The sequence below is a fragment of the Caldimonas hydrothermalis genome, assembly GCF_056746695.1.
Genome location: NZ_JBWQXA010000003.1, coordinates 111988 through 134659 on the forward strand (window position 1 = coordinate 111988; position 22672 = coordinate 134659).

Genomic DNA, 22672 nt, shown 5'->3' on the forward strand with positions numbered 1-22672 from the left:
TGCCTGCGCGGCCGTTCAGCCGCTGCGCCGCTGCCGGGCCTTGGCCAGGGCGGCTTCGATCACCGCACGCTTGCGTTCGATCTGCGCCGGGTCGGTGAGCCGGGTCTGGGTCTCCAGATGCTCGAGCTTGTGCCGGGCCTTGGCCTCCAGCCGGTCCTGGTGCTCGCGAGCCTCCCGGGCCCGCCGTTCCTGGTGCCAGGCGTAGCGGTGGCGGGCTTCCCGGGCCTGGGCCTCGCTCCAGGCCGCCCAGCCGGTGGCGGTCGTCACCGGGGTGAGCGAGATGCAATCGACCGGACAGACCGGCACGCACAGCTCGCAGCCCGTGCACAGCTCGTCGATCACCGTGTGCATCTGCTTGTTCGTGCCGACGATGCAGTCCACCGGGCAGGCCTTGATGCACAGCGTGCAGCCGATGCACCAGTCCTCATCGATGACGGCCAGCATGCGCGGACCTTCGCGGCCGTGGGCCGCTGACAGCGGTTGCACCGGCCGGCCGGTCAGGGCGGCCAGGCGCACGATGCCCTCGGCCCCGCCGGGCGGACACTGGTTGATGTCGGCCTCGCCGGCCGCGATCGCACGTGCATAGCCGGCGCAGTCCGGGTAGCCGCAGCGCGTGCATTGCGTCTGCGGCAGCAGGGCATCGATGTCGTCGGCGTGGACCGTGTTCACGTGGCAGCGGTGGTCTTGCGGCGTGCGCTGGTGCGCGTTGCAGCCGGCGGGGCCTCCAGGGGGTTGTGCTCGTGTTTGGCGATGAAATCGCGCACCACCGGATAGACGAGCTGGCGCCAGCGCTTGCCCGAGAAGATGCCGTAATGACCAGCGCCGGGCACCGTGAAGTGCGGCTGCTCGTCCTTCGGAATGCCAGTGCACAGCTCGTGCGCAGCTTGGGTTTGGCCGGCGCCGGAAATGTCGTCCAGTTCGCCCTCGATGGTCAGCAGTGCCGTGGTGCGGATGTCCTGCGGGCGCACCAGTTCGCCGCGCACACGCCAGGTGCCGTTGACCAGCGCGAAGTCCTGGAACACCGTCTTGATCGTGTCGAGGTAGTACTCGGCCGGCATGTCCAGCACGGCGTTGTATTCGTCATAGAAGGCCCGGTGCGCCTCGGCGCTTTCATCGTCGCCGCGGATCAGGTCCATGAAGTAGTCGTAGTGCGAGCGCAGGTGGCGGTCGGGGTTCATCGCGACGAAGCCGGTGTGCTGCAGGAAGCCGGGGTAGACACGGCGGCCGGCACCGGGGTAGTTCGGCGGCACGCGGTAGATCACGTTGTGCTCGAACCACTCGTAGCTCTTGTTCATCGCCAGGTTGTTCACTGCGGTGGGCGAGCGCCGCGCGTCGATGGGCCCGCCCATCATCGTCATCGAGCGCGGCGTGCGCTCGCCGCGGCTGGCCATCAGCGAGATCGCCGCGAACACCGGCACCGTGGGCTGGCACACCGAGATCACGTGCACGTCCGGCCCGATGAAGCGGATGAACTCCTCGATGTATTCGACGTAGTCATCGAGGTGAAAGGGGCCGGCCTCCACCGGCACCATGCGCGCATCGATCCAGTCGGTGATGTAGACCTTGTGGTCCTGCAGCAGCGTGCGCACCGTGTCGCGCAGCAGTGTGGCGTGGTGGCCTGACAGCGGCGCCACCACCAGCACCACCGGCTGCTTCTTCATCTTCTCCAGCAGCGCGCCTTCGTCGGTGAAGCGCTTGAAGCGGATCAGCCGGCAAAAAGGCTTGGCCAGCGGCACCTGTTCCTGCACCGCCACGTCCACCCCGTCGACCTGGACGGTGTGGATCCCGAACTCGGGTTTCTCGTATTCCTTGGACAGCCGGTGCATCAGGTCCAGACCGGCGGCGACACGGTCGGACAGGGGCACATGGGCAAAGGGTGACAGCGGATGGCTGTAGAGCTTGGCAGCGGCGCTGGCGAACTCGGAAAAGGGACTGAGCAGAGCCCGTTGGGTCTCGTAGATCTGGTACAGCATGCGGCCCTCTTCGGTCAGGATGTTGGCGGGTGGCCTGGATCGTGCAGTGTGGGTTGCTGCACTGCATCATTCTAGGCGCGACAGGACGATCCTGTGTGAAGTCGGGCCTGGGGCAAACGCGCAGAAAGACGGTGAAAATGCGCCATTTCGGCGCATATCGCACCGAGATGTCGCCTGGGCGACATGATGGGCACCGACTCCGCGCCGGTGCCCCCGGGGGGGCTCGCTCAGAGCACCTTCGCGATGGCGCCCGCCACGTGGTCGATGTTCTTGCTGTTGAGCGCGGCCACGCAGATGCGGCCCGAGTCGACGCCGTAGACGCCGAACTCGCTGCGCAGGCGCTGCATCTGGGCCTGGCTCAGGCCCGAGTAACTGAACATGCCGCGCTGCTGGGTGATGAAGCTCATGTCTTGTGTGACGCCGGCCGCCTTCAGGCGTTCGACCAGGGCGGTGCGCATGGCCTGGATGCGCTGGCGCATGCCGGCCAGCTCCTCTTCCCAGAGCTGGCGCATGGCCGGGGTGGTCAGCACCGTGGTCACCACCTGGGCGCCATGGGTGGGCGGGTTGGAATAGTTGGTTCGGATCACGCGCTTGAGCTGGCTGAGCACCCGGTCGGCTTCTTCCTTGCTTTCGCACACCACGCTCAAGGCGCCCACCCGCTCGCCATACAGCGAGAAGCTCTTGGAGAACGAGGTGGAGACGAAGAAGTCGAGCCCGGCCGCCATGAACTGGCCGATCACCGCGCCGTCCTCGGCGATGCCGTCGCCGAAGCCCTGGTAGGCCATGTCCAGGAAGGGCACCAGGCCGGCCGCTTTCACGGCAGCGATCACCTCGGTCCATTGGGCCGGCGTGAGGTCGTAGCCGGTGGGGTTGTGGCAGCAGGCATGCAGCACGACGATGGTGCCCGCCGGGGCCCCTTCCAGCGCGGCGAGCATGCCGTCGAAGTTCACGCCGCGGCGTGCCGCATCGTAATAGGGGTAGGTGCCCACCTCGAAGCCGGCGCTCTCGAAGAGCGCGCGGTGGTTCTCCCAGCTCGGGTCGCTGATCAGCACCCGGGCCTTCGGGTTGAGCTTCTTCAGGAAGTCCGCCCCGATCTTCAGCCCGCCTGTGCCGCCCAGGCCTTGCACGGTGGCGATGCGAGCGGCCTTCACGGCGGCACTGTCGGCGCCGAAGACCAGGTCCTGCACGGCCTTGTCATAGGCGGCAATGCCGTCGATAGGCAGGTAGCCGCGGGCCTTGGGGGCTTCCAGCATCTGCTTTTCCGCGGCGGCCACACACTGCAGCAGCGGCAGCTTGCCGTTGTCGTCGTAGTAGACGCCCACGCCCAGGTTCACCTTGGCGGGGTTCGGATCGGCGTTGAATTGCTCGTTCAGCCCCAGGATGGGGTCGCGGGGCGCCATCTCGACGGTGGCAAAAAGGGAAGACATGGGCTGTCCTTGTCAGTGGAGTGAAATGCGGATCTGGGCTACGCTTTGCGATTGGGCCCTGACGCCCAGCAGACGGGAAAACCCGTATTTTAAGGTCGCCAAGCCCCCATGAACGACGTGAGCCTTGCCCACAACGCCCCGGCCGTCGCGGCCGTGGACAGCCCCGACGAGTCCCGCTTCGTCCGCTTCCCGGACTCCCCCTTCCAGCTCTACCAGCCCTACCCGCCGGCGGGCGACCAGCCTGCGGCCATCGAGGCCCTGGTCGAGGGGGTGCGCGACGGTCTGAGCTTCCAGACCCTGCTGGGCGTGACCGGCTCGGGCAAGACCTACACCATGGCCAACGTGATCGCCCGCCTGGGCCGCCCGGCCATCGTGTTCGCGCCCAACAAGACGCTGGCAGCGCAGCTGTACAGCGAGTTCCGCGAGTTCTTCCCACGCAATGCGGTGGAGTACTTCGTCAGCTACTACGACTACTACCAGCCCGAGGCCTATGTCCCGCAGCGCGACCTCTTCATCGAGAAGGACAGCTCGATCAACGAGCACATCGAGCAGATGCGCCTGTCGGCCACCAAGAGCCTGCTGGAGCGCCGCGACGTGGTGATCGTGGCCACCGTCTCGGCCATCTACGGCATCGGCAATCCCAGCGACTACCACCAGATGGTGATGACGCTGCGCGTGCGCGACAAGATGGGCCAGCGCGATGTGATCGCTCAGCTCGTGCGCATGCAGTACCAGCGCAACGAGACCGAGTTCTCGCGCGGCACCTTCCGCGTGCGCGGCGACACCATCGACGTCTTTCCGGCCGAACACTCCGAGCTGGCCCTGCGCATCGAGCTCTTTGACGACGAGGTCGAGTCGCTGCAGCTCTTCGACCCGCTGACCGGCCGCATCCGCCAGAAGATCCCGCGCTTCACGGTCTACCCGAGCAGCCATTACGTCACGCCGCGCGAGCGTGTGCTCGCAGCCATCGAGACCATCAAGGAGGAGCTGCGCCAGCGCCTGGACGAACTGGTGAAGGCCGGCAAGCTGGTCGAGGCTCAGCGCCTGGAGCAGCGCACCCGCTTTGACCTGGAGATGCTCCAGGAGGTGGGCCACTGCAAGGGCATCGAGAACTACACCCGCCATCTCTCGGGGGCGCGGCCGGGCGAGCCCCCGCCCACGCTGGTGGACTACCTGCCGCCCGATGCGCTGATGTTCCTCGACGAGAGCCACGTCCTCATCGGCCAGCTCGGTGGCATGTACAACGGCGACCGCTCGCGCAAGACCACGCTGGTCGAATATGGCTTTCGCCTGCCCTCGGCGCTGGACAACCGGCCGCTGAAGTTCGAGGAATTCGAGACCAAGATGCGCCAGGTCATCTTCGTGTCAGCTACCCCGGCCGACTACGAGCAGCGCACCTCGGGCCAGGTGGTCGAGCAGGTCGTGCGTCCCACCGGCCTCATCGACCCGGTGGTCGAGGTGCGCCCGGCCACCCACCAGGTGGACGACGTGCTGAGCGAGATCCGCCTGCGGGTGCAATCCGGCGAGCGCGTGCTCATCACCACCCTCACCAAGCGCATGGCCGAGCAGCTCACCGACTACCTGGCCGACAACGGCGTCAAGGTGCGCTACCTGCACTCCGACGTCGACACCGTCGAGCGCGTGGAGATCATCCGCGACCTGCGTCTGGGCAGCTTCGACGTGCTGGTGGGCATCAACCTGCTGCGCGAGGGCCTGGACATTCCCGAGGTGTCGCTGGTGGCCATCCTCGACGCCGACAAGGAGGGCTTCCTGCGCTCGGAGCGCTCGCTGATCCAGACCATCGGCCGGGCCGCGCGCAACCTCAATGGCAAGGCCATCCTCTATGCCGACCAGATCACCGACTCGATGAGGCGGGCCATCGACGAGACCGAGCGACGCCGCGCCAAGCAGCTCGCTCACAACCAGGCCCAGGGCATCACGCCGCGCAGCGTGGTCAAACAGGTCAAGGAGTTGATCGACGGCGTCTACTCCGACAAGTCCGGCAAGGACGACCTCAAGGCCGCCCAGGCCGTTGCCGAAGTCGAGACCCTGTCCGAGAAAGATCTGGGCAAGCGCATCAAGCAACTGGAACGGCAGATGCTCGAACATGCTCGCAACCTCGAATTCGAGAAAGCCGCCCGCGTGCGCGACCAGCTCGCCGTGCTCAAGGAGCAGGCCTTCGGCGCCGCCGTGGGCGATCCCATCGTGCCGCTGCGGTCGTGAACGGAGGACGCCCATGCCCAGCGTGAGCGTGCTCTTCGTGTGCACCGGCAACATCTGTCGCTCCCCCACTGCCGAGGCGGTGGTGCGCCATCGACTCGAAAGCGCCGGGCTGGCCGATCAGGTGCATCTCGACTCGGCGGGCACCCATGGCTACCATGTCGGCAGCCCGCCCGACCAACGATCACAGGCCCATGCGGCGCGCCGAGGCTACGATCTCAGTCGCCTGCGGGCGCGCCAGGTGGATGCGGCGGACTTCCAGCGTTTCGATCTGATTTTGGCCATGGACCGAGGCCATTTGCGCTGGCTGCACGAGGCGTGTCCGCCATCCGAACGCCACCGGCTGCGGCTGATGATGGAATTTGCCCCTGCGCCGCGGCGCGAGGAGGTGCCTGACCCCTATTACGGCGGGCCGGCCGGCTTCGAGCTGGTGCTCGATTGCCTGGAGGCCGCGGCTCAAGGGTTGGTGGCGCATCTGCACGCGCGGCTGACATCGAACCTGGGGAACTTCCGGACCCAAACTTGACCAAAAAACTAGGCTTCAGGCATAATCGAGTAAATCACTCGGATTCAACCGAGGGTTAACCCGGACCGAAAAGCCTTGTTTGGGTTCAACCGTTTCGCCCCTGGGTGAAAGCACAAGGAGTTCGACATGCGTCTTACCACCAAAGGCCGCTTTGCCGTCACCGCCATGATCGATCTCGCGCTGCGAGAGCATCAGGGCCCGGTGGCCCTGGCCGCCATCAGCCAGCGCCAGCAAATCTCCTTGTCGTATTTGGAGCAACTGTTTGGCAAGCTGCGCCGCCACGAATTGGTCGAGAGCACCCGAGGCCCGGGCGGCGGCTACTCGCTGGGTCGCAAGGCCGAGGACATCACCGTTGCCGACATCATCGTCGCGGTGGACGAGCCGATCGACGCCACCGGTTGCGGTGGCAAGGAAAACTGCATGGGCGAGGACCAGGGCCGCTGCATGACCCACGACCTGTGGGCCAGCCTGAATGCGAAGATGATCGAATACCTCGACTCCATCACCCTGCGCAAACTGGTCGAGGATCAGCTCGCCCGCGGCGTGTCGATCGAGGAGCAGCCGGTCAAGCGGGCCATCTCCAGCCAGCCGGTCGTCAAGCCGATCAAGGTCAACGCCCCCAATTCGGTGTTTGCCCTGGGCAACGCCTTTTCGAAGTAAGCCCCGCACCCACGCCAGCAGGGGCTTTGCGGCCCCGCCTTGCAAGCCGACATGGACATGACCCCGCATTTCCCGATCTACATGGACTACGGCGCCACGACGCCGGTGGACCCGCGCGTGGTGGACGCGATGATCCCCTGGCTGCGTGAGCATTTCGGCAACCCGGCCTCGCGCAGCCATGCCTGGGGCTGGGAGGCAGAAGAAGCCGTCGAGAAGGCCCGCGCCCAGGTGGCCGAGCTGATCGGCGCTGATCCGCGCGAGATCGTCTGGACCTCCGGGGCCACCGAGTCGAACAACCTCGCGCTCAAAGGCGCGGCCCACTTCTACAAGGGCAAGGGCAAGCACCTGGTGACGGTCAAGACCGAACACAAGGCCGTGCTCGACACCATGCGCGAACTCGAACGCCAGGGCTTCGAGGTGACCTACCTCGACGTGCAGGAAGACGGCCTGCTCGACCTGGACCGCTTCAAGGACGCGCTGCGCCCCGACACCATCTTGGTCTCGGTGATGTTCGTGAACAACGAGATCGGCGTGATCCAGGACATTCCGACCATTGGCGCGATGTGCCGCGAACGTGGCATCGTCTTCCACGTCGATGCGGCCCAGGCCACCGGCAAGGTCGAGATCGATCTGTCCACGTTGCCGGTGGACTTGATGAGCCTGGCTTCGCACAAGACCTACGGCCCCAAGGGCATCGGTGCGCTCTACGTGCGACGCAAGCCGCGGGTGCGCCTGGAGGCCCAGATGCACGGTGGCGGCCACGAGCGCGGCATGCGTTCGGGCACCTTGCCCACGCACCAGATCGTCGGCATGGGCGAGGCCTATCGCATCGCCAAGGCAGAGATGGGCACCGAGATCGAGCGCATCCGCATGCTGCAGCAGCGCCTGCTCAAGGGCCTTCAGGACATCGAGCAGGTCTTCATCAACGGCCATCTCGAAAAGCGCGTCCCGCACAACGTGAACGCCTCGTTCAACTTCGTCGAGGGCGAATCGTTGATCATGGGGATCAAGGGCATCGCGGTGTCCTCGGGTTCGGCCTGCACCTCGGCCAGCCTGGAGCCCAGCTATGTGCTGCGTGCGCTGGGCCGCAGCGACGAACTGGCGCATTCGAGCCTGCGCATCACCATCGGCCGTTTCACCACCGAGGAAGAGATCGACTACGCGGTGGCCACGCTCAAAGACCGTGTGGCCAAGCTGCGAGAATTGTCCCCGCTGTGGGAGATGTACCAGGACGGCGTGGATCTCAGCACGATCCAGTGGACCGCCCATTGACACAGTCAGAGCAGTAGTTGGAGAGCGACCATGGCATACAGCGACAAAGTCATCGACCATTACGAGAACCCGCGCAATGTCGGTTCCTTCGACAAGGGTGATTCCAACGTGGGCACCGGCATGGTGGGCGCCCCGGCCTGCGGTGACGTGATGAAGCTGCAGATCAAGGTCAATCCGGCCACCGGCGTGATCGAGGATGCCCGCTTCAAGACCTATGGCTGCGGCTCGGCGATCGCCTCGAGCTCGCTGGTTACCGAATGGGTCAAGGGCAAGACCCTGGACGAAGCCATGAGCCTCAAGAACACCCAGATCGCCGAGGAACTCGCGCTGCCCCCGGTGAAGATCCATTGCTCGATCCTGGCCGAAGATGCCATCAAGGCGGCGGTGAACGACTACAAGGCCAAGGCCGGGGCGGCCGCGGCGCAGACCCATTGACACCATGGCCGTGACCCTGACCGAGGCGGCTGCCCGCCACGTGGCCCGTTACCTGAGCCGTCGCGGCAAGGGGGTGGGCGTGCGCCTGGGCGTGAAGACCACCGGCTGCTCGGGGCTGGCCTACAAGCTCGAGTACGCCGACGAGGTGGCCCCCGAGGACCACGTCTTCGAGGGCCACGGCGTCAAGATCCTGGTGGATCCCAAGAGCCTGCCCTACCTGGAAGGCACCCAGCTCGATTTCGTGCGCGAGGGGCTGAACGAGGGCTTCAAATTCAACAATCCCAACGAGAAGGACCGCTGCGGCTGCGGAGAGTCCTTCCGCATCTGAGCGGCGCCTGATTCCATCGCGCTTGCCGGGCGGGCCGCGGCCCGCCCGGGATGCAGCGTGTCCTGCGGCCCTTCGACCATGAATCTCCAGGCCAACGACTTCGAGCTCTTCGGGCTGCCTGCGCGCCAGGCGCTGGACCGGGCAGAACTGGAGGCGCGCTGGAAGTCCCTCCAGGCCCGTGTGCATCCCGACCGTTTCGCCGCCGAGGGGGCTGCCGCTCAGCGCGCGGCGATGCAATGGGCCGTGCGGGTCAACGAGGCCTACCACCGCCTGAAGGACCCGCTGCGCCGCGCGGCCTACCTGTGCGAACTGCGCGGCGCCTCGATCGGGGCGCACAGCAACACGGCCATGCCGCACGACTTCCTGATGCAGCAGATGGCCTGGCGTGAGACGCTGGACGAGGCCGCCGACGAGGCCGCGCTGCAGGCCCTGGCCGACGAGGTGCAGGCCGAGCGTGCCCACCGGCTTGCTGCACTGCAGGCCCTGCTGGACGAGCAGGGCGACGCCCAGGCGGCGGCAGACCAGGTCAGAGCCCTCATGTTCATCGAGCGCTTTGCCGAGGAGGTCGAGCGCCGCCTCGACGGCCTGGGACAATAGGCGCTGCCGACTCCTGGCGCAGCCTCGCCCCGGGGCCCTATTCCGACACCACGCTTTTTCATGGCACTCCTGCAGATCTCCGAACCCGGCCTGTCGCCCGACCCGCACCAGCGGCGTCTGGCGGTGGGCATCGACCTGGGCACCACCCATTCGCTCGTGGCCGCGGTGCGCCATGGCGTGCCCGAGTGCCTGCCCGATGCCCAGGGCCGTGTGATCCTGCCCTCGGCCGTGCGCTATCTGGGGCAGGGGCGGCGCGCGATCGGCCACGAGGCGCTGGCGGCGCAGGGCCAGGACCCCGAGAACACCATCGTCTCGGTCAAGCGCTTCATGGGCCGGCGCCTGGCCGATATCGAGGGCCGCGAGAAGCTGCCCTACCACCTCATCGACCGGCCGGGCATGGTGGCGATCGCCACCCGCGAGGGCGAAAAGTCGCCGGTGGAGGTGTCTGCCGAGATCCTGGCCACGCTGCGCCAGCGCGCCGAGGACAGCTTCGACGACGAGGTCTTCGGTGCGGTCATCACCGTGCCGGCCTATTTCGATGATGCCCAGCGCCAGGCCACGAAGGACGCGGCCCGGCTGGCCGGCCTGAACGTGCTGCGCCTGATCAACGAGCCGACGGCGGCGGCCATTGCCTACGGGCTGGAGCATGGCTCCGAGGGACTGTATGCCGTCTACGACCTGGGCGGCGGCACCTTCGACATCTCGCTGCTGCGCCTGTCCAAGGGGGTGTTCGAGGTCGTGGCCACCGCCGGCGATACCGCGCTGGGCGGGGACGACATCGACCACGCCTTGGCCGACTGGGCACTGGCCCAGGCGGGGCTGCTGGCGCGATCGGCGCAGGACAAGCGCGCGGTGCTGGTGGCTGCGCGCCGGGCCAAGGAAGCCCTGTCCTCGGTGGAACGCACGGTGATGCAATGCCCGGTGGGAGAGCGCGACCTGGAGCTGGCCGTCACGCGCGAGCAGCTCGAGGCGCTGGCCCGCCCGCTGGTGGAGCGCACGCTCGCCACGGTGCGCAAGGTGCTGCGTGATGCCAAGGCCCGGGTCGAGGACGTGCACGGCGTGGTGATGGTGGGAGGCTCCACCCGCATGCCCCTGGTGCGTCAGGCCGTGGGGGCCTGCTTCGGCCGCGACCCGCTCGTCAATCTCAATCCCGACGAGGTGGTGGCGCTGGGGGCGGCCATCCAGGCGCATGCGCTGGCCGGCAACGCGGGTGCGCAGGAGCTGTTGCTGCTCGACGTGATCCCGCTGTCGCTCGGGCTGGAGACCATGGGCGGGCTGGTGGAGCGCATCATCCCGCGCAACAGCACCATCCCCACCGCGCGGGCCCAGGACTTCACCACCTTCAAGGACGGCCAGACCGCCATGGCCATCCACGTGGTGCAGGGCGAGCGCGAGCAGGTCGAGCACTGTCGCTCGCTGGCGCGCTTCGAGCTGCGCGGCATCCCGCCGATGGCCGCCGGCGCGGCGCGCATCCGCGTGAGCTTTGCGGTGGATGCCGACGGGTTGCTGCAGGTGTCGGCCCGCGAGGAAACCTCGGGCGTGGAGGCGACCGTCAGCGTCAAGCCCAGCTATGGGCTGAGCGACGAGCAGATCGCCCGCATGCTCCAGGAAGGCTTTGCCACGGCCGAGGCCGACATGAAGGACCGGGCGCTGCGCGAAGCCCGCGTCGAAGCCGAACGCCTGCTGCTGGCCACGCAGTCGGCGCTGAACAAGGACGGCGACTTGCTGTCGCAGGCCGAGCGGCAGGCCATCGACGCCCTGATGCAGCGTCTGCGCGACGTGGCCGCCGGCGACGATCACCATGCGATCGAGGCGGCCGCCCAGGCGCTGGCCGAAGGCACCGAGGCCTTCGCCGCCGAGCGCATGAACCGCAGCATCCGCGATGCGCTGTCGGGCCGCCGGCTCGACGAGATCTGAAGTCCCCGCGAGAACCCCATGCCCGTCATCAAGATCCTGCCGCACAGCGAGTACTGCCCCGAAGGTGCCGAGATCGAGGCGCCTGCCGGCACCTCGATCTGCGAGGCATTGCTCGACCACGACATCGAGATCGAACACGCCTGCGAGATGAGTTGCGCCTGCACGACCTGCCACGTGATCGTGCGCGAGGGCTACGAGTCGCTCAACGAGCCCGACGAGAACGAGGAGGACATGCTCGACCGCGCCTGGGGACTGGAGCCGCAGTCGCGTCTGTCGTGCCAGGCCATCCTGGCACAGAAGGACGTGACCATCGAGATCCCGAAGTACTCGATCAACCACGCCAAGGAAAAGCACTGAACCGGCCGGGTCGAACCGGGATAATCGCGGCATGACCCGCCAGATCTTCTTCGACACCGAGACCACCGGCCTGAACCCCGAGGCGGGCGACCGCATCATCGAGATCGGCTGTGTGGAGTTCGTGAACCGGCGCCCCACCGGGAACAACAAGCACTTCTACATCAACCCCGAGCGGGCCAATCACGAGGATGCGGTCAAGATCCACGGCCTGACCGACGAATTCCTGGCCGACAAGCCGGTCTTCGCCGCCATCGTGGACGAGCTGATGGCCTACCTCGAGGGCGCCGAGGTGCTGATCCACAACGCCAGCTTCGACCTCGGCTTCATGGATGCCGAGCTGCGGCGCCTGGGCCGGCCGCGCTTCATCGAGCACCGCCTGACGGTGACCGACACGCTGCTGATGGCGCGCGAGATGTATCCGGGCAAGTCCAATTCGCTGGACGCGCTGTGCCGCAGGCTGGAGGTGGACAACTCCAACCGCAGCCTGCACGGGGCGCTGCTGGACGCGGGCCTGCTGGCCGAGGTCTATATCCAGATGACACGCGGCCAGGAGTCCTTGGTCATCGACGCCGACGAAGGCGGGACGGCGCACGTGGAGGTCGCTCGCATCGACCTGCGCCAGTTCACGCTGCCGGTGCTGGCCGCCACTGAGGCCGAAGCGGCGGCGCACGAGCAAGTGCTGGAAGAACTCGACAAATCTTCCAAAGGCAAGACACTCTGGCGAAAACTTATGGCATAATCTCGGTCTTTCGGGAGAACTGCACTGCAGCCTCCCATACCGGATCACCGGGTGGTTAGCTCAGCGGTAGAGCACTGCCTTCACACGGCAGGGGTCGCAGGTTCGAACCCTGCACCACCCACCAAGTAAATCAAGCACTTAGCGAGCCCTTCGGGGCTTTTTTCTTGGGCTGGTGTAACTGCTGGTGAAAAACTCCCAGCCGCTGCATCGCCTCCCGCTTGTGGTCCACCAGCCTGTGCGCGTAGCGCTCGGTCGTTTTCACCGAGGTGTGCCCCAGGATGTCGCGCACCACGTCCAGCGGCACGCCCAAGTCCAGCATGATCGTTGCGCACGAGTGGCGCAGGTCGTGGAAGTGCACATGTGGCATCCCTGCCGCTTCCCTGGCGCGCCGGAATCCCGTCTTGACCCCCTCGAAGTTGATCGGCAGCGGCAAGCCGGCCAGCCACGGCCGCAGCGCCGGCACGATGGGGACTTCCCGGTAGCGCAGCGTCTTGGTGTTGCCCGCCTGGATGCGGATCACGTCCTCGCCGATGTCCTCGGCCTTGATCTTGCACACCTCGCCTCGCCGGCACCCGGTCAGCAGTGCCACCCAGATGGCCGTGCGCACGTTCTCGCTGGCATGGTCGGCGATTTTCTTGACCTCCTCCATGCTCAGGTACACCGTGCGCTCGTTGTTCTCGGGCAGGCGCTTGACGTGGGCGCTGTAGTCCACTGGGGTGCGGCCGCTTTCCCATGCGAGTTTCAGCGCCTTCTTCAGCGTGCCAAGGCTTCGATTGATGGTCGCCGGCGCGTATGAGCCGGTCATGTCGCGCACGATGTGGGCTGCGGCCTGGCGGGCCTCTGAGGCACGGTAGCGCTCGATCCACTGCCCGATGCGCAGCGCGTGATAGCGCGCGGTCTCAGGGCTGCGAAGGGTCTTGAGGTGCTGTAGGTACAGCGCCATGACTTCGGTCAGTCCTGGATCGCCAGGGACAACCGGCGCGCGGCCTCGGCCGATGGCGCTTCGCAGCTCGGCCTCGATTCGCTTGGCCTCACTCGCAGGTGTACCCGGCGGCAAGCGTCTGTGAACTCGTTGATAGTTGACGCAGACACTGATCTCCCAACCGCCGGACGGCGTTCTCTTGACAGGCATGGATAGGTCTCCCGCAACCAGGTTCGGCATTCCTCCAGATCGTAGCGCCGCCCCCTGGCCCCGATGGGCACGGAAGGCATGCCTTCGGTCGAAAGCCGGTACACTTGGCGCTCGCTGATTCCGAGCCGCGCCGCAACCTGTGCGGCGGTGAGAAGTGAGGCGCTCACGGTGATTCGTCCTCCTTGGCTGAGCCCTCGGCCGAGTCCCGATCGTCTACAGAACCCCAGGGCTCGTATTCCTGCCGCTTCGGCATGGGCCAGGGCTCTTCGTCCATCTCCGCCCAGGCGATGTAATCTCGCTCGCGGGCTTCCTTCATCTGCTTGCGGATCGCGGATTTCATCGCTGCCGCTCCTTCAGTCTGCGCAGCTTGTGCGCGGCCACGCTCGCAACGTCTTTCAGCGCATGGTCGAGCGCCGCCAAGTCTGCGTTGATGTCGGCCATATGCGTCACCCTTCCAAGCTCGCCCACCACGCCCGCACTTCGTCAGGGTCGTACCACGTGTTGCGCTGGCTTGCGGTCTTGTGGTCGCCGGTTCTGTAAATCGGACGCGGTGCGCCTTTGCAGCGGCTCAGCTTCGCTTGCAATGTCCGATGCTCCACACCAAATTCTTCAGCGAGTTCACGCAGGCTGCGCAGCGGCTTGCGTGCGCCGCCATTGCGAACGCGCTGGAAGAACTGCGGCAGGCTCTCCCCTTGCGTGATGGACTTGCTGATACTGACGCGGCGAGTCATGCCTTCACCCTCTCAAACTCGATCACCCACACCCACGGATTGGCGTCCCACGAGCCGGGGCCATTGATGGATTCCCACAACGTGCGGTAGGATTCGGTGGGGAAGTTGAGCATCGGCGCGCACTTGGCTTCGGCGTCGCTCAGCGAGTAATTGCGCCAGTAGCGGTCGCCCTCCACGAAAGCACCATCAATTCCCTCCGCGATCGCATCGGCCTCGCTGATCTCCTGCAACCGCTCGACGCGCACGCCAGTGATTTCCAGCGTGATTCGGCTGGCCCAGCGGGGCATGTGGATCGGCGGGACCGTCGCGCCTTCCATGCCGCGATACGAGTAGATCTGCACCCATCGATCCGATGCTTCCCGCGTGTTTGCGATGGGCATGAACTGCCCATCCGCCACGTAGCGCACGCCACACAGTCCTTCATCGCCGATGGCTTCGGCGCGGCAAGTCTCCCTCACCCACAGCCGATCCCCTGGGGACCCGTAGGGGCACAAGGCAAGAACCGGAAACCGATCTGCGTCCACAGTTGCCATGTGGTGAGGCTTCACGAGCCGCCGATCTTGCGTCTTTCGATCCGCGAGGATCGCGCGAACCTCCTCGCCGCTGAAGATGATGGGGCGCTCGGTCATGTCTCCTCCTTGTCGCCTTGGGCGTACCACCAAGCCCACCCCAAGGCCCAATGCCACATGCGGCCCTTTGGCAGCAACGGCCACCAATTCATGACTACGTGCCAGCACGCCTACCCAAGCAGCTTTCTCATTTCACGCTCCCTTTGTGCCGCTTGCGGCACCAAACGATTCCGGATCGCAGTCGGGGCACGAAAGGCAGCCAGCGGCTTCGCAGGTCTTTTCGTCTCGCGCGCGGTCGATGGCGTCGTCGAGTTCTTGACCAACGAGGCACACGACATCATCAGGCGTGCGAGCGGCCACGACGGGCATGTCATCAGGCAAACCGCAAGTCACGTCCCGCAGCCACCGATACCGCTCCGCATCCGCCCGCATCTGGCGCAGGTACTCGATCAGTTCGTCTTGCATCCGCTTGCCGTCGTCTCCGACCGCTTCGCGGATGCGGGCCAGCAGTGATAGCGCCCCTGTTGCTTCAATTCGTGCGGCGTTCATGCTGTCGATGAGCCCCAGATACTTCTCCCATGCCGCATCGACACGATCGTCGTCGCCTCGGTTGGCGCAGAACCCGCGCATCACAACCAGTTCACGCGCAAGCGGGCAGCCTGCTTTTCCAAAGGCACGGATACGCTCCGCGTTGGTCATCTCTGATTTGCCGCTCATCTTTCTCACTCCTCCGAGAACAGTTCCCCTTGCCGCGTCTGTTCGATCTCATCCAGCCACCGAAGCACTTTCTCGCCATGCTCCTCCCACAAGGCCGAACGCTCGATGCGGCTCCGCATGTATGTGGCTGCGGCTAGGATGGCTTCCTCTTTTGTGCCAGCTTGGTGCTGCCAATTCGGAAGCGCGGCAAACCCTTCCCCGCCGTGCGTGGTCATGAAAGACGCCCCCCAGTACCAGACACCATCAATGCACTGGCATTCAATGCTGGCGCGCGGTAAGTCAAGAACGCACTTGCCAATCGGCCGGCCGCCCATCTCCAGCCTGGCGTATCGGCCCTGATCAGGGTGGCTGTCGTCGTCCGACATGATCCAGATGCCATCGCCTTCACAGGAAGGCCACAGGCGAAGCCCGTTTTTCTCCGCCGTTCGCCTCAGATCCACGGGGCACAAGCATTCGTGCGGCAGCATGTCGGCGTCGGTGTAGCCGCAGGATGAATCCGCGACGATCGTCCCTTCGCTGCCGAGCGCTTCGCGTAGCGCGCCGATGGTGTCGATCCGCGAGCCGCGAAAGATCACTTCTTCGCACATCATCTGCCCTCCTTGAATACCACCGTCACGCCATCCTCAGCGCGGTGCACCTCGGCCAGCCCGCGCCACTCCAGGTGCGCGAGGGCGTCATCCAGGTAGGGGTCGGCCTTGATCTGCTCGCGGGTGATCGTCCAGCGCTTGGGCCCTGGCGAGTGGCCCTCGGTGCAGATGACCGACTCGGCCGCGTCGTCGGTCAGGCGCAGGGCGCGATCGCTGTGAACAGGATCGGCGATCCGCGATTCCTGAAGACGGGAGCGCATCAAGTCCCGGATGATGGCTGCTGCGTCGGTGAGCGCTGCGTAGAGCACAGCGTCGTCTTTGTGCTGCTCGGCCAGCCCCGAGCACACCCGAGCGTGTGAGGCGGCCTCCTCAAGCGTGGTCGAGGCCTGCGGCTGCGCCACATCGATGGCCGCTTCCATGGCCCGGATCGCCTGACGCCACTGCTCGAGCGCCTCGTGGGCCGAGGCCCACCAGCGCGACTGCACGGCGGCGTCGCGCGTGTCCAGTAACAAACATTCGAGCTCCAACGCCAGACGTGCGCCGGGGGTGAAAAAGTCGATGTCATCCACGATCAACCCTCAACCGTTCGCGCAGGGCGGCGCATGTGTTTCGAGACCAACCCCGATTGCGAGGGGATTAAGACGCATCACCGCTGCGCTCGGCCACGGCCATGGATTCGGCGAACCAGTCGTCTGGTGCGCCGGCCTCCTCCTGCCTCACCGGCTGCGGCTCGGGCACGATTTCGCCCGTCTCCGCGTCCACGGTCATCGGCGCCAGGGCGTTGGCTTGCGGCAGGCCCATCTCCGCGCGCTCGTCGGCTTCGATGGCAGCGGCCAGCTCCACGCTGATGGGCAGCCACTTGAACAGCCGCCGCACCACGGTCTTGAGCGCCATCTGCTCGAAGTGCGTGACCCACGGGCCGCTGCTGCCCGCGCGGGACTGCGCGCGCACGGCCTCGACCTCGCGGCGGCTCATCACCTCGAATTGCACGCCGCCGTCCTTGAGCTTGGCGACGGAGTAGACGAACCGCAGCTTTTCAGGCTGGGTACGCGCCGGGTTGTCGAAGTCGGGGACGTGGCGCAGGTTGCTGTCCAGTCCCAGGGTCACCTCGAAGGTGTCGCCCTCGTACACGGCGCGCGCCTCGATGCTGACGATCTGGCCGGAGCGGCGCGCCAGGTCGATCATGCCCCGGTAGCCGACGATGAACTGCACCTCGGTGCGGCCCGCCTTGCGGTTCTCGAAAGGGATCAGGTAGGCGTGCCCGAGCGGGCCGCCCGGCTCGAGACCAAGCTGAGCGCAGGTCATCAGCGCGCCAAGGAAGCTCGTCTGGTCGCAGCGCGCCAGCGCCGGGTTTTTGCGCACTTCGGTCAGCGCCACGCGCGCCAGGCGCTCTGCGGTCACATGCCGGGGCAGCGCAAGCTGCATCTGCTGCTTGATCTTTGGGTCGGTCAGCAGTGCGGCAATGTCGCCGCCTGCGGGCTTGCGGGCGGCTGGCGTTTGGCCGGTCACGGCGGCCTTCAGTGCGGTGGTCATGGTCAAATTCCCTTCCGAAAGATTTCGTGCCTGATCCGGTCCTTGTCGGAATCGCTGTAAAGCCCGCGCATACGGGCCACGATATCGACGACAGCATGCTCGACGACGGCAGAGACGCCTCTGACTACCGCCCGTTGCATTTCCTTGGCGATGGCTTGCGTCAGGGCCTCTGTGTCAACCTTGCTCAGACCCTCTCGTACCGCCGCGCCGATCGATTCGATGGTGACGGCGCCAGCGATCGTCTGCGCGATCGCGCTCTGCATCTCGTAGCCACCGATGGCTTTCTCGATCGCCTTGGTGGCAACTTCCTGCATCGCGGCTTGCACGACCGCCTGGTCAACTTTGATTTCCATGTCTACTCCTTGAGAAGGAACCGGCGGCTGCCGGGGGTTTCGGTGGTGAATTGCTCCACCAACTCAGCTGGCGGCACCGGCCAGTGGTGGTGCACCAGCGCTTTCCAGTCGGTGCGGCGCGCTGGCTTCGTGGCCTTCCAGGTCGCCAGCGGCTGGCCGTTGAACGTGAGCGCGGATCGCTCGCCCAGGGCCAGCTTGATGCGTTCGACGGCCTCCTCGTAGCGAGCTTCGGCGTAGGCCATGTCGTTCTTGGCCGCACGCGCCGCGCTGTAGGCGGCGAGCAGCTCGTCGTCGGCCTCGACCGCCTCGCCGTTGTCAGCCGGGAACAGCCGCTCGACGTCTTGGGCACTGGCGGGCTGCGGCGGCTGCCCCTTGATCACGTGGTGGTGCCAGAAGTCGTAGGCGCGCTCCAGCATCCCGGCGACGGTCTCGTCGTCGCGCTCGATGCGACGGATGACGAGGCGCTGTCCACCGATGAGGGCGGCCACGTCCGCCCAGCGCTGGCCGGTGATGGCCAGGTACCACATGACCTGCGCCTGGTAGTGCACCGGCACCGCGTCCTCATCACCGTCGCGGCCCCACTCGCCGGCCTTGTAGGCGCTAGCGGTCTTGACCTCCAGCAGCCCTTGCGCACCCAGCAGCGTGCCGCCGTCGTCGGCCACGCGCACGCGGCTGCCGTCGATCACGACGGCGCGGTCAACGTTGCCGATGGCCCACTCGTGCGCCGGGTGGCGCAAGATGCGGTTGACGCGCTGGATGTTGTGCTCGGTTCGCTCGGCGTATTCCCTGGCGACGACATCCTCCAGCAGTGCGCCCCAGCGCACGGCCTCGGCATCGCCGATGGTGTCGTCGGTGGACCGGCCGGTCTTTTCCAGCCACACATCCACGGCGGTTTTCCAGGGCGACAGGCCCAGGATGGCGGCGATGTCGCTGCCGCCGATGCCAGATCGGCGCTCGGCGAGCCACTCGGCGCGATCAGCGGCGGCGTTCATGGCTGTTCTCCTTGACAAAAGGCGATGGCGCCAGCAGGAAGGCCGCCAGCGCCGCAAAGAAGCGCCGCGCCCGGCTGACATACACGGGCCGCGAGGTGGCGCGGCGCGCGGGCTCGATCTCGTCCAGGCTGCGCGGGTAGCGCTTCACGGTGGGCCAGCCGTCGCCGTGCAGCGGCCGGCCTGCGCCGATGCGCGCGAAGCCCTCAGAGGTGTGCAGGCCCTCGATGGCGGCATGCCGTTCGGTGCGGGGTGCTTTCATCGCTCAGGCCTCCCGCAGGTCGAGGTCGGCCAGCTCTTCGGCCCAGGTGCGGGCGTAGCGCGCCGCAATCGCGCGGCGCAGTGCGGCCACCTCGGGGCAGGGGCTGTGCTGCAGCAGGTGCAGCAACTGGCCGAGCACGTCGTCGTACTCCAGCGTCTCGTGCACGGCCTCGGCCAGGCTTTGCGTGACGATCACATCGCGGCCCCGCGTGAGGCCGCGCAGCACATAGGGAAGCCGCACTGCGCCCGCCCCGCCGGTCATGCCGGCCAGCATGGCGATTTCGAGCTCCTGGGCCCAGCGCCGCACGGCGGCGGTCTCGGCCTCGATGCGGCGCTCGTGAGCGTCGAGCGCAGGGAATCTCAGGACTGGCATCTCCGTCTCCTGGTAGGTGATGGAGGTATTACACCAAATGGTGTTTGAGCAGTCAACACCAAACGGTTTTATTTTTTTTGGCACCCCCTTCAGGGGGATACGGTTCGCCGGGCGGCGTCCACGTGCTGGGGCCGCCTACAATGGCGCCATGACCGCTGCCCGCCTGACTTATGACGGCCCCGCCTTGCAAGCGCACACGATGGATGTGCGGCTGCTGGCCCCGGCGCTGCTGGCCTTCGGCGACTTGGCCGAGGAGGCCGCGCGCACGCTGTGGGGCGAGCAGGTCTCGGTGAAGGTGCAAGTCAAAGCCAGCTTCAAGACCGGCAGCTTCGGCGTCGATCTGTCGGTGTCGCAGCAGTTGATGCAGCAGCTCATCGGCCTGCTCAGCGGCGAAGGTGCCACCGCCGTGGCCAACACCAAATCGCTGCTGGGGGCCATCGGCGGCCTCATCGGCGCGCTGCAGTGGCTGCGCGGGCGTCAGCCGCGCAGCGTCGAGGCCGCCGCCGAAGGCAGGCGCCGTCTGGTGTGCGACGGCGGCGACGCGCTGGAGGTAGAGGAACACACCATCGCGCTGCTGCGCAGTCTGCGCGTGCGCGAGCACCTGTGGCAGGTGGTGGCTCCCATCAAGGGTGAGGGGGTGGACACCGTGGCGCTGGGCACCGATGAGCGGCTCGGCATGGTGATCTACCGCGAGCAGGCGGCATGGTTCGTGCCGCCGCCCGCGGGCGAGACCGTGGTGCACGAGGATGAGCGCACGATGGCGTTTTCCATCGTGAGCCTGTCATTCAAAGAGGGCAACAAGTGGCGGCTGTCGGACGGCAACGTCACCGCCTTCGTCGATGTGGCCGATCAGGACTTCCTCTCGCGCGTGGACCGCAACTTGGTGCGCTTTGCCAAGGGTGACATCCTCATCGGCCAAACGCGCATCAGCCAGCGGCTGATGCCCGATGGCAACCTGCGCACCGACTACACGCTGCTGCGCGTGCAGGAGCACCGCGCGGGCACGCCGCAGCTGGAGCTGCCGATGCACTGACGGCGCAGGCTGTGCGCTGGTTCGCGCTCGGGCAACAAAAACCCGCTGCGGCGGGCGGGGTGAGCCAGGCGCCGCGGGTGGGCAATGGGCGCCGCTCAGGCGGCCTTCTTGGGGTGATCGCGCAGTTCTTCGATGCGGTGCTGCGCCTGCGTGGCCTTGGCCTGATGGTGCTCCAGCACTTCCTTGAGGCCCTCGGGGATGAACCGTTGCAAGATGTCGCGCATCAGCGGCTGATAACCCACGCCATGGTGGGCGGCGATCAGTTTGTAAGCCTCGATCATTTGCTTGGGAAGGCGGATCGAGATCGTTTGCATGCCCAGGGCTGCATCGAGTGCTTGCTCGTGCTCACGGCTGGCGATTTGGGCATGCTCGGGGTCGGCACCAAGCTGGCGGTCGTCCCACGCCGCATCGGTGCTGGCAATCTTGTTCATGACGAAGTCCTTTGTCGGGCGCGTTGATAAATTTCGAGTTCCCGCTCGTTGGGGGCGTAGCAGGTGCGCAGGTGTATGGTGGTGCCGCGCTGTATATACACCACCTTGAGCAGCCGGCCTTTGTTGGTGACGCTCAGGAACCATAGGGTCGGCGGGTTGGACTTGTGATCCTCCCGGTCGTCCAACAGCAAGGGGCCGTCCTTGTTCTCGAAGCATTGCGCGACTTCCTTGGGATCGACATGGTGTTTGTCACGCAGTTTTTCCAGCACCTTCGGTGAGATGACCAGGTTCTTCATCCCCGGATTATCGGCGCTTTCGTGCAGATATGTATATACGCAGCGAAGGTGTGGGGTTGTTGTCGAGGCGCAGCAGAAGTGAGGCGCGCCAAGGCCTCACACCACCAGCGCCCCCATCGGCACGCCCAGGGCCTGGAGCGTCATGCCGAGGCACTCGCAACAGCCCACTATTGGGCGAGAAGCGCTATGGTGCGCTGTGTTGCTATTCGTCGTCGGCCTTGCCCCTGCCGCGTCGCCAGATGTTGGATGCGCCCCAGCCTCCAACGAAGCCCATGACGACCTTCAGAACGTCCAGCACGATCGCCTCTTTGCCCATCCACAGCGCAGCAAGCACGAAGGCAAGCGCCAGCGCGGTGACGACGCCGGCGAACATCAGTGTCTGGGTGTGCATCCGGCCGCGCATGCGGCGTTCGTCCTTACGGTCTTCCGCCTGGGCCTCGATCGACTTGTCAGCGATCTTCTGGTTGTGATCGAGTTCTCGCAGTGCGATGTCGGTCTGTTTCAGTTCGAGCGCGATGCGCTGCTCCTGCACCGACAGTAGACGCTGTAGTGTGGATTCCGAAAGCGGCAACGCCGATTTTCCGCTCTCGGAGTGGTTGCGCCTTTCGTTCATGCCGGATTGGCAGCGGGCCGCAGCTGCGGCACGTCGTAGACGACCTCAAACCGGCCGAAGTCCTTGTCGCCGGGCCTGGGGGCGATAAAGCGCGAACGCGCGATCGCATGCGGACGCTCTGCGGCAAGGCGAGCAAAGTCAGCCGGCGACAGAACTTCGCGCCGCACTGGCATGAGCTCGATCGTGTGGCTGATCTTCTTCATGTTTGGCATCGTACTACATGGCGCATTGGCGCAGCAGCGCGCTAACCTACCGCTGCGCGCACAACGCGCCTCGATGCCCCCCAATGGGGGAGGGCTGTTACAAATCGCTCGGAAAGCTGTAAATTCGGGCCGGGCCGCTCAACGCTTGCCGCCGCTGGCGGCTTGAGCGGGGCCTGGGTAGGCGGATGATTCCCCCGATGCCCGGGCGGCAGGCGCCTGTGGCTGCGCCAGGCTGCGCAGCAGCGCCGCCACGGTGCGCCACTGGTCGGGCGTGCTCGCCAGGACTTGCAGTGCGGCCCCCGCGGACATGCGCTGCGCATCGCCCAGGCGCATCAGCACTTCGGCCACGGCCTGCACGGCGTCTTCCACCTCCACGGGCCCACTGGCAGCGGGCAGTGGA

Annotated in this window: 31 protein-coding genes and 1 tRNA gene; 12 read left to right on the forward strand and 20 right to left on the reverse strand. The window is 66.2% G+C overall.

All coding sequences use genetic code 11. The annotated features are described in order from the left end of the window. Positions 1-15: 15 nt before the first annotated feature. From rsxB to AC1ECW_RS05575, 3 genes are all read right to left on the reverse strand, one after another. Positions 16-669, reverse strand: a complete 654-nt coding sequence (rsxB, locus tag AC1ECW_RS05565; RefSeq protein WP_481201367.1) for an electron transport complex subunit RsxB — start codon at positions 667-669, stop codon at positions 16-18. Then, the gene (locus AC1ECW_RS05570) at positions 666-1973 is read right to left on the reverse strand and encodes a polyhydroxyalkanoate depolymerase (protein WP_481201368.1); all 1308 of its coding nucleotides are present in this window, start codon (positions 1971-1973) and stop codon (positions 666-668) included. The genes rsxB and AC1ECW_RS05570 overlap by 4 nt, the downstream gene beginning before the upstream one ends. A 227-nt stretch (positions 1974-2200) precedes the next feature. Continuing rightward, positions 2201-3400 carry an amino acid aminotransferase gene (locus AC1ECW_RS05575; RefSeq protein WP_481201369.1) on the reverse strand — a complete coding sequence of 400 codons (1200 nt, stop codon included), beginning with the start codon at positions 3398-3400 and terminating at the stop codon, positions 2201-2203. Positions 3401-3508: 108 nt separating this feature from the next. Between AC1ECW_RS05575 and uvrB the strand changes: the two genes are divergently transcribed. The 11 genes from uvrB to AC1ECW_RS05630 all read left to right on the forward strand — a co-directional run bounded on the left by uvrB (position 3509) and on the right by AC1ECW_RS05630 (position 12575). Then, a complete protein-coding gene (uvrB, locus tag AC1ECW_RS05580; protein WP_481201370.1) occupies positions 3509-5623 on the forward strand; it encodes an excinuclease ABC subunit UvrB in 2115 nt (704 codons plus the stop codon). 13 nt (positions 5624-5636) lie between these two features. Then, positions 5637-6146 carry a low molecular weight protein-tyrosine-phosphatase gene (locus AC1ECW_RS05585; RefSeq protein WP_481201371.1) on the forward strand — a complete coding sequence of 170 codons (510 nt, stop codon included), beginning with the start codon at positions 5637-5639 and terminating at the stop codon, positions 6144-6146. A 126-nt stretch (positions 6147-6272) separates the two neighbouring features. Beyond that, positions 6273-6806, forward strand: coding sequence for a Fe-S cluster assembly transcriptional regulator IscR (iscR, locus tag AC1ECW_RS05590; RefSeq protein ID WP_019559624.1), 534 nt, complete (start codon positions 6273-6275; stop codon positions 6804-6806). 51 nt (positions 6807-6857) lie between these two features. After that, the gene (locus tag AC1ECW_RS05595) at positions 6858-8078 is read left to right on the forward strand and encodes an IscS subfamily cysteine desulfurase (protein ID WP_409705886.1); all 1221 of its coding nucleotides are present in this window, start codon (positions 6858-6860) and stop codon (positions 8076-8078) included. A gap of 30 nt (positions 8079-8108) precedes the next feature. Beyond that, positions 8109-8513 (forward strand): Fe-S cluster assembly scaffold IscU, encoded by a 405-nt coding sequence (iscU, locus tag AC1ECW_RS05600; RefSeq protein ID WP_481201372.1) that lies wholly within the window; start codon positions 8109-8111, stop codon positions 8511-8513. Positions 8514-8517: 4 nt separating this feature from the next. Next, entirely contained in the window at positions 8518-8841 is a 324-nt protein-coding gene (iscA, locus tag AC1ECW_RS05605; RefSeq protein ID WP_409658839.1) for an iron-sulfur cluster assembly protein IscA, read from the forward strand. Positions 8842-8919: 78 nt separating this feature from the next. Next, a complete protein-coding gene (hscB, locus tag AC1ECW_RS05610) occupies positions 8920-9438 on the forward strand; it encodes a Fe-S protein assembly co-chaperone HscB (protein WP_481201373.1) in 519 nt (172 codons plus the stop codon). 60 nt (positions 9439-9498) lie between these two features. After that, complete coding sequence (gene hscA / locus AC1ECW_RS05615; protein WP_409705876.1) at positions 9499-11355, forward strand: Fe-S protein assembly chaperone HscA; 1857 nt, start codon at positions 9499-9501, stop codon at positions 11353-11355. An 18-nt stretch (positions 11356-11373) separates the two neighbouring features. Continuing rightward, the gene (fdx, locus tag AC1ECW_RS05620) at positions 11374-11712 is read left to right on the forward strand and encodes an ISC system 2Fe-2S type ferredoxin (RefSeq protein ID WP_409705873.1); all 339 of its coding nucleotides are present in this window, start codon (positions 11374-11376) and stop codon (positions 11710-11712) included. A 31-nt stretch (positions 11713-11743) separates the two neighbouring features. Continuing rightward, positions 11744-12451: a DNA polymerase III subunit epsilon gene (gene dnaQ / locus AC1ECW_RS05625; RefSeq protein ID WP_409705870.1), complete on the forward strand. Its 708-nt coding sequence runs from the start codon at positions 11744-11746 to the stop codon at positions 12449-12451. Between the two features lie 49 nt (positions 12452-12500). Continuing rightward, positions 12501-12575: transfer RNA gene (locus AC1ECW_RS05630), tRNA-Val, on the forward strand. Between the two features lie 6 nt (positions 12576-12581). Here the strand turns inward: AC1ECW_RS05630 and AC1ECW_RS05635 are convergent. The 12 genes from AC1ECW_RS05635 to AC1ECW_RS05690 form a co-directional block, all read right to left on the reverse strand. Further along, positions 12582-13394 carry a tyrosine-type recombinase/integrase gene (locus tag AC1ECW_RS05635; protein ID WP_481201374.1) on the reverse strand — a complete coding sequence of 271 codons (813 nt, stop codon included), beginning with the start codon at positions 13392-13394 and terminating at the stop codon, positions 12582-12584. A 352-nt stretch (positions 13395-13746) separates the two neighbouring features. Beyond that, positions 13747-13923 carry a hypothetical protein gene (locus AC1ECW_RS05640; RefSeq protein WP_481201375.1) on the reverse strand — a complete coding sequence of 59 codons (177 nt, stop codon included), beginning with the start codon at positions 13921-13923 and terminating at the stop codon, positions 13747-13749. A 106-nt stretch (positions 13924-14029) separates the two neighbouring features. Then, positions 14030-14314, reverse strand: a complete 285-nt coding sequence (locus AC1ECW_RS05645) for a hypothetical protein (RefSeq protein WP_481201376.1) — start codon at positions 14312-14314, stop codon at positions 14030-14032. Continuing rightward, complete coding sequence (locus tag AC1ECW_RS05650; RefSeq protein WP_481201377.1) at positions 14311-14943, reverse strand: hypothetical protein; 633 nt, start codon at positions 14941-14943, stop codon at positions 14311-14313. The genes AC1ECW_RS05645 and AC1ECW_RS05650 overlap by 4 nt, the downstream gene beginning before the upstream one ends. Positions 14944-15075: 132 nt before the next feature. After that, the gene (locus AC1ECW_RS05655; RefSeq protein WP_481201378.1) at positions 15076-15600 is read right to left on the reverse strand and encodes a hypothetical protein; all 525 of its coding nucleotides are present in this window, start codon (positions 15598-15600) and stop codon (positions 15076-15078) included. A 5-nt stretch (positions 15601-15605) separates the two neighbouring features. Further along, entirely contained in the window at positions 15606-16187 is a 582-nt protein-coding gene (locus AC1ECW_RS05660; protein WP_481201379.1) for a hypothetical protein, read from the reverse strand. Then, the gene (locus tag AC1ECW_RS05665; RefSeq protein WP_481201380.1) at positions 16187-16756 is read right to left on the reverse strand and encodes a hypothetical protein; all 570 of its coding nucleotides are present in this window, start codon (positions 16754-16756) and stop codon (positions 16187-16189) included. The genes AC1ECW_RS05660 and AC1ECW_RS05665 overlap by 1 nt, the downstream gene beginning before the upstream one ends. A gap of 67 nt (positions 16757-16823) precedes the next feature. Next, complete coding sequence (recT, locus tag AC1ECW_RS05670) at positions 16824-17720, reverse strand: recombination protein RecT (RefSeq protein WP_481201381.1); 897 nt, start codon at positions 17718-17720, stop codon at positions 16824-16826. A gap of 2 nt (positions 17721-17722) precedes the next feature. After that, complete coding sequence (locus AC1ECW_RS05675) at positions 17723-18073, reverse strand: hypothetical protein (RefSeq protein WP_062196449.1); 351 nt, start codon at positions 18071-18073, stop codon at positions 17723-17725. A gap of 2 nt (positions 18074-18075) precedes the next feature. After that, positions 18076-19065: a YqaJ viral recombinase family nuclease gene (locus AC1ECW_RS05680; RefSeq protein ID WP_481201382.1), complete on the reverse strand. Its 990-nt coding sequence runs from the start codon at positions 19063-19065 to the stop codon at positions 18076-18078. Continuing rightward, positions 19049-19324 carry a hypothetical protein gene (locus tag AC1ECW_RS05685; protein WP_062196455.1) on the reverse strand — a complete coding sequence of 92 codons (276 nt, stop codon included), beginning with the start codon at positions 19322-19324 and terminating at the stop codon, positions 19049-19051. The genes AC1ECW_RS05680 and AC1ECW_RS05685 overlap by 17 nt, the downstream gene beginning before the upstream one ends. A 3-nt stretch (positions 19325-19327) precedes the next feature. After that, entirely contained in the window at positions 19328-19696 is a 369-nt protein-coding gene (locus AC1ECW_RS05690) for a hypothetical protein (protein WP_481201383.1), read from the reverse strand. A 148-nt stretch (positions 19697-19844) separates the two neighbouring features. Between AC1ECW_RS05690 and AC1ECW_RS05695 the strand changes: the two genes are divergently transcribed. After that, complete coding sequence (locus AC1ECW_RS05695; RefSeq protein ID WP_481201384.1) at positions 19845-20729, forward strand: LAPAL motif-containing putative phage structural protein; 885 nt, start codon at positions 19845-19847, stop codon at positions 20727-20729. Positions 20730-20824: 95 nt separating this feature from the next. Here the strand turns inward: AC1ECW_RS05695 and AC1ECW_RS05700 are convergent, their stop codons facing one another. The 5 genes from AC1ECW_RS05700 to AC1ECW_RS05720 all read right to left on the reverse strand — a co-directional run bounded on the left by AC1ECW_RS05700 (position 20825) and on the right by AC1ECW_RS05720 (position 22647). Further along, a complete protein-coding gene (locus AC1ECW_RS05700) occupies positions 20825-21160 on the reverse strand; it encodes a CopG family antitoxin (protein WP_481201385.1) in 336 nt (111 codons plus the stop codon). Then, on the reverse strand, positions 21157-21456 hold the full coding sequence (locus tag AC1ECW_RS05705; protein WP_481201386.1) for a BrnT family toxin: 300 nt from the start codon (positions 21454-21456) through the stop codon (positions 21157-21159). The genes AC1ECW_RS05700 and AC1ECW_RS05705 overlap by 4 nt, the downstream gene beginning before the upstream one ends. A 202-nt stretch (positions 21457-21658) precedes the next feature. Continuing rightward, positions 21659-22069: a hypothetical protein gene (locus tag AC1ECW_RS05710; RefSeq protein WP_481201387.1), complete on the reverse strand. Its 411-nt coding sequence runs from the start codon at positions 22067-22069 to the stop codon at positions 21659-21661. Beyond that, a complete protein-coding gene (locus AC1ECW_RS05715; RefSeq protein WP_481201388.1) occupies positions 22066-22272 on the reverse strand; it encodes a hypothetical protein in 207 nt (68 codons plus the stop codon). The genes AC1ECW_RS05710 and AC1ECW_RS05715 overlap by 4 nt, the downstream gene beginning before the upstream one ends. A 138-nt stretch (positions 22273-22410) precedes the next feature. Further along, on the reverse strand, positions 22411-22647 hold the full coding sequence (locus AC1ECW_RS05720; RefSeq protein WP_481201491.1) for a hypothetical protein: 237 nt from the start codon (positions 22645-22647) through the stop codon (positions 22411-22413). Positions 22648-22672 lie beyond the last annotated feature (25 nt).

Excerpts from the sequence above, each read along its gene's own strand:
- AC1ECW_RS05705 (WP_481201386.1), bottom strand. The coding sequence starts at position 21,456 with ATGAAGAACCTGGTCATCTCACCGAAGGTGCTGGAAAAACTGCGTGAC.
- AC1ECW_RS05640 (WP_481201375.1), bottom strand. The coding sequence starts at position 13,923 with ATGAAATCCGCGATCCGCAAGCAGATGAAGGAAGCCCGCGAGCGAGAT.
- hscB (WP_481201373.1), top strand. The coding sequence starts at position 8,920 with ATGAATCTCCAGGCCAACGACTTCGAGCTCTTCGGGCTGCCTGCGCGC.
- uvrB (WP_481201370.1), top strand. The coding sequence starts at position 3,509 with ATGAACGACGTGAGCCTTGCCCACAACGCCCCGGCCGTCGCGGCCGTG.
- AC1ECW_RS05695 (WP_481201384.1), top strand. The coding sequence starts at position 19,845 with ATGACCGCTGCCCGCCTGACTTATGACGGCCCCGCCTTGCAAGCGCAC.
- AC1ECW_RS05575 (WP_481201369.1), bottom strand. The coding sequence starts at position 3,400 with ATGTCTTCCCTTTTTGCCACCGTCGAGATGGCGCCCCGCGACCCCATC.
- AC1ECW_RS05700 (WP_481201385.1), bottom strand. The coding sequence starts at position 21,160 with ATGAACAAGATTGCCAGCACCGATGCGGCGTGGGACGACCGCCAGCTT.
- AC1ECW_RS05715 (WP_481201388.1), bottom strand. The coding sequence starts at position 22,272 with ATGAAGAAGATCAGCCACACGATCGAGCTCATGCCAGTGCGGCGCGAA.
- fdx (WP_409705873.1), top strand. The coding sequence starts at position 11,374 with ATGCCCGTCATCAAGATCCTGCCGCACAGCGAGTACTGCCCCGAAGGT.
- iscR (WP_019559624.1), top strand. The coding sequence starts at position 6,273 with ATGCGTCTTACCACCAAAGGCCGCTTTGCCGTCACCGCCATGATCGAT.
- AC1ECW_RS05710 (WP_481201387.1), bottom strand. The coding sequence starts at position 22,069 with ATGAACGAAAGGCGCAACCACTCCGAGAGCGGAAAATCGGCGTTGCCG.
- AC1ECW_RS05635 (WP_481201374.1), bottom strand. The coding sequence starts at position 13,394 with ATGGCGCTGTACCTACAGCACCTCAAGACCCTTCGCAGCCCTGAGACC.
- AC1ECW_RS05660 (WP_481201379.1), bottom strand. The coding sequence starts at position 16,187 with ATGTGCGAAGAAGTGATCTTTCGCGGCTCGCGGATCGACACCATCGGC.
- AC1ECW_RS05650 (WP_481201377.1), bottom strand. The coding sequence starts at position 14,943 with ATGACCGAGCGCCCCATCATCTTCAGCGGCGAGGAGGTTCGCGCGATC.
- AC1ECW_RS05655 (WP_481201378.1), bottom strand. The coding sequence starts at position 15,600 with ATGAGCGGCAAATCAGAGATGACCAACGCGGAGCGTATCCGTGCCTTT.
- AC1ECW_RS05675 (WP_062196449.1), bottom strand. The coding sequence starts at position 18,073 with ATGGAAATCAAAGTTGACCAGGCGGTCGTGCAAGCCGCGATGCAGGAA.
- AC1ECW_RS05645 (WP_481201376.1), bottom strand. The coding sequence starts at position 14,314 with ATGACTCGCCGCGTCAGTATCAGCAAGTCCATCACGCAAGGGGAGAGC.
- dnaQ (WP_409705870.1), top strand. The coding sequence starts at position 11,744 with ATGACCCGCCAGATCTTCTTCGACACCGAGACCACCGGCCTGAACCCC.
- hscA (WP_409705876.1), top strand. The coding sequence starts at position 9,499 with ATGGCACTCCTGCAGATCTCCGAACCCGGCCTGTCGCCCGACCCGCAC.
- iscA (WP_409658839.1), top strand. The coding sequence starts at position 8,518 with ATGGCCGTGACCCTGACCGAGGCGGCTGCCCGCCACGTGGCCCGTTAC.
- iscU (WP_481201372.1), top strand. The coding sequence starts at position 8,109 with ATGGCATACAGCGACAAAGTCATCGACCATTACGAGAACCCGCGCAAT.
- AC1ECW_RS05685 (WP_062196455.1), bottom strand. The coding sequence starts at position 19,324 with ATGAAAGCACCCCGCACCGAACGGCATGCCGCCATCGAGGGCCTGCAC.
- AC1ECW_RS05595 (WP_409705886.1), top strand. The coding sequence starts at position 6,858 with ATGGACATGACCCCGCATTTCCCGATCTACATGGACTACGGCGCCACG.
- AC1ECW_RS05690 (WP_481201383.1), bottom strand. The coding sequence starts at position 19,696 with ATGCCAGTCCTGAGATTCCCTGCGCTCGACGCTCACGAGCGCCGCATC.
- AC1ECW_RS05585 (WP_481201371.1), top strand. The coding sequence starts at position 5,637 with ATGCCCAGCGTGAGCGTGCTCTTCGTGTGCACCGGCAACATCTGTCGC.
- AC1ECW_RS05570 (WP_481201368.1), bottom strand. The coding sequence starts at position 1,973 with ATGCTGTACCAGATCTACGAGACCCAACGGGCTCTGCTCAGTCCCTTT.
- AC1ECW_RS05680 (WP_481201382.1), bottom strand. The coding sequence starts at position 19,065 with ATGAACGCCGCCGCTGATCGCGCCGAGTGGCTCGCCGAGCGCCGATCT.
- recT (WP_481201381.1), bottom strand. The coding sequence starts at position 17,720 with ATGACCACCGCACTGAAGGCCGCCGTGACCGGCCAAACGCCAGCCGCC.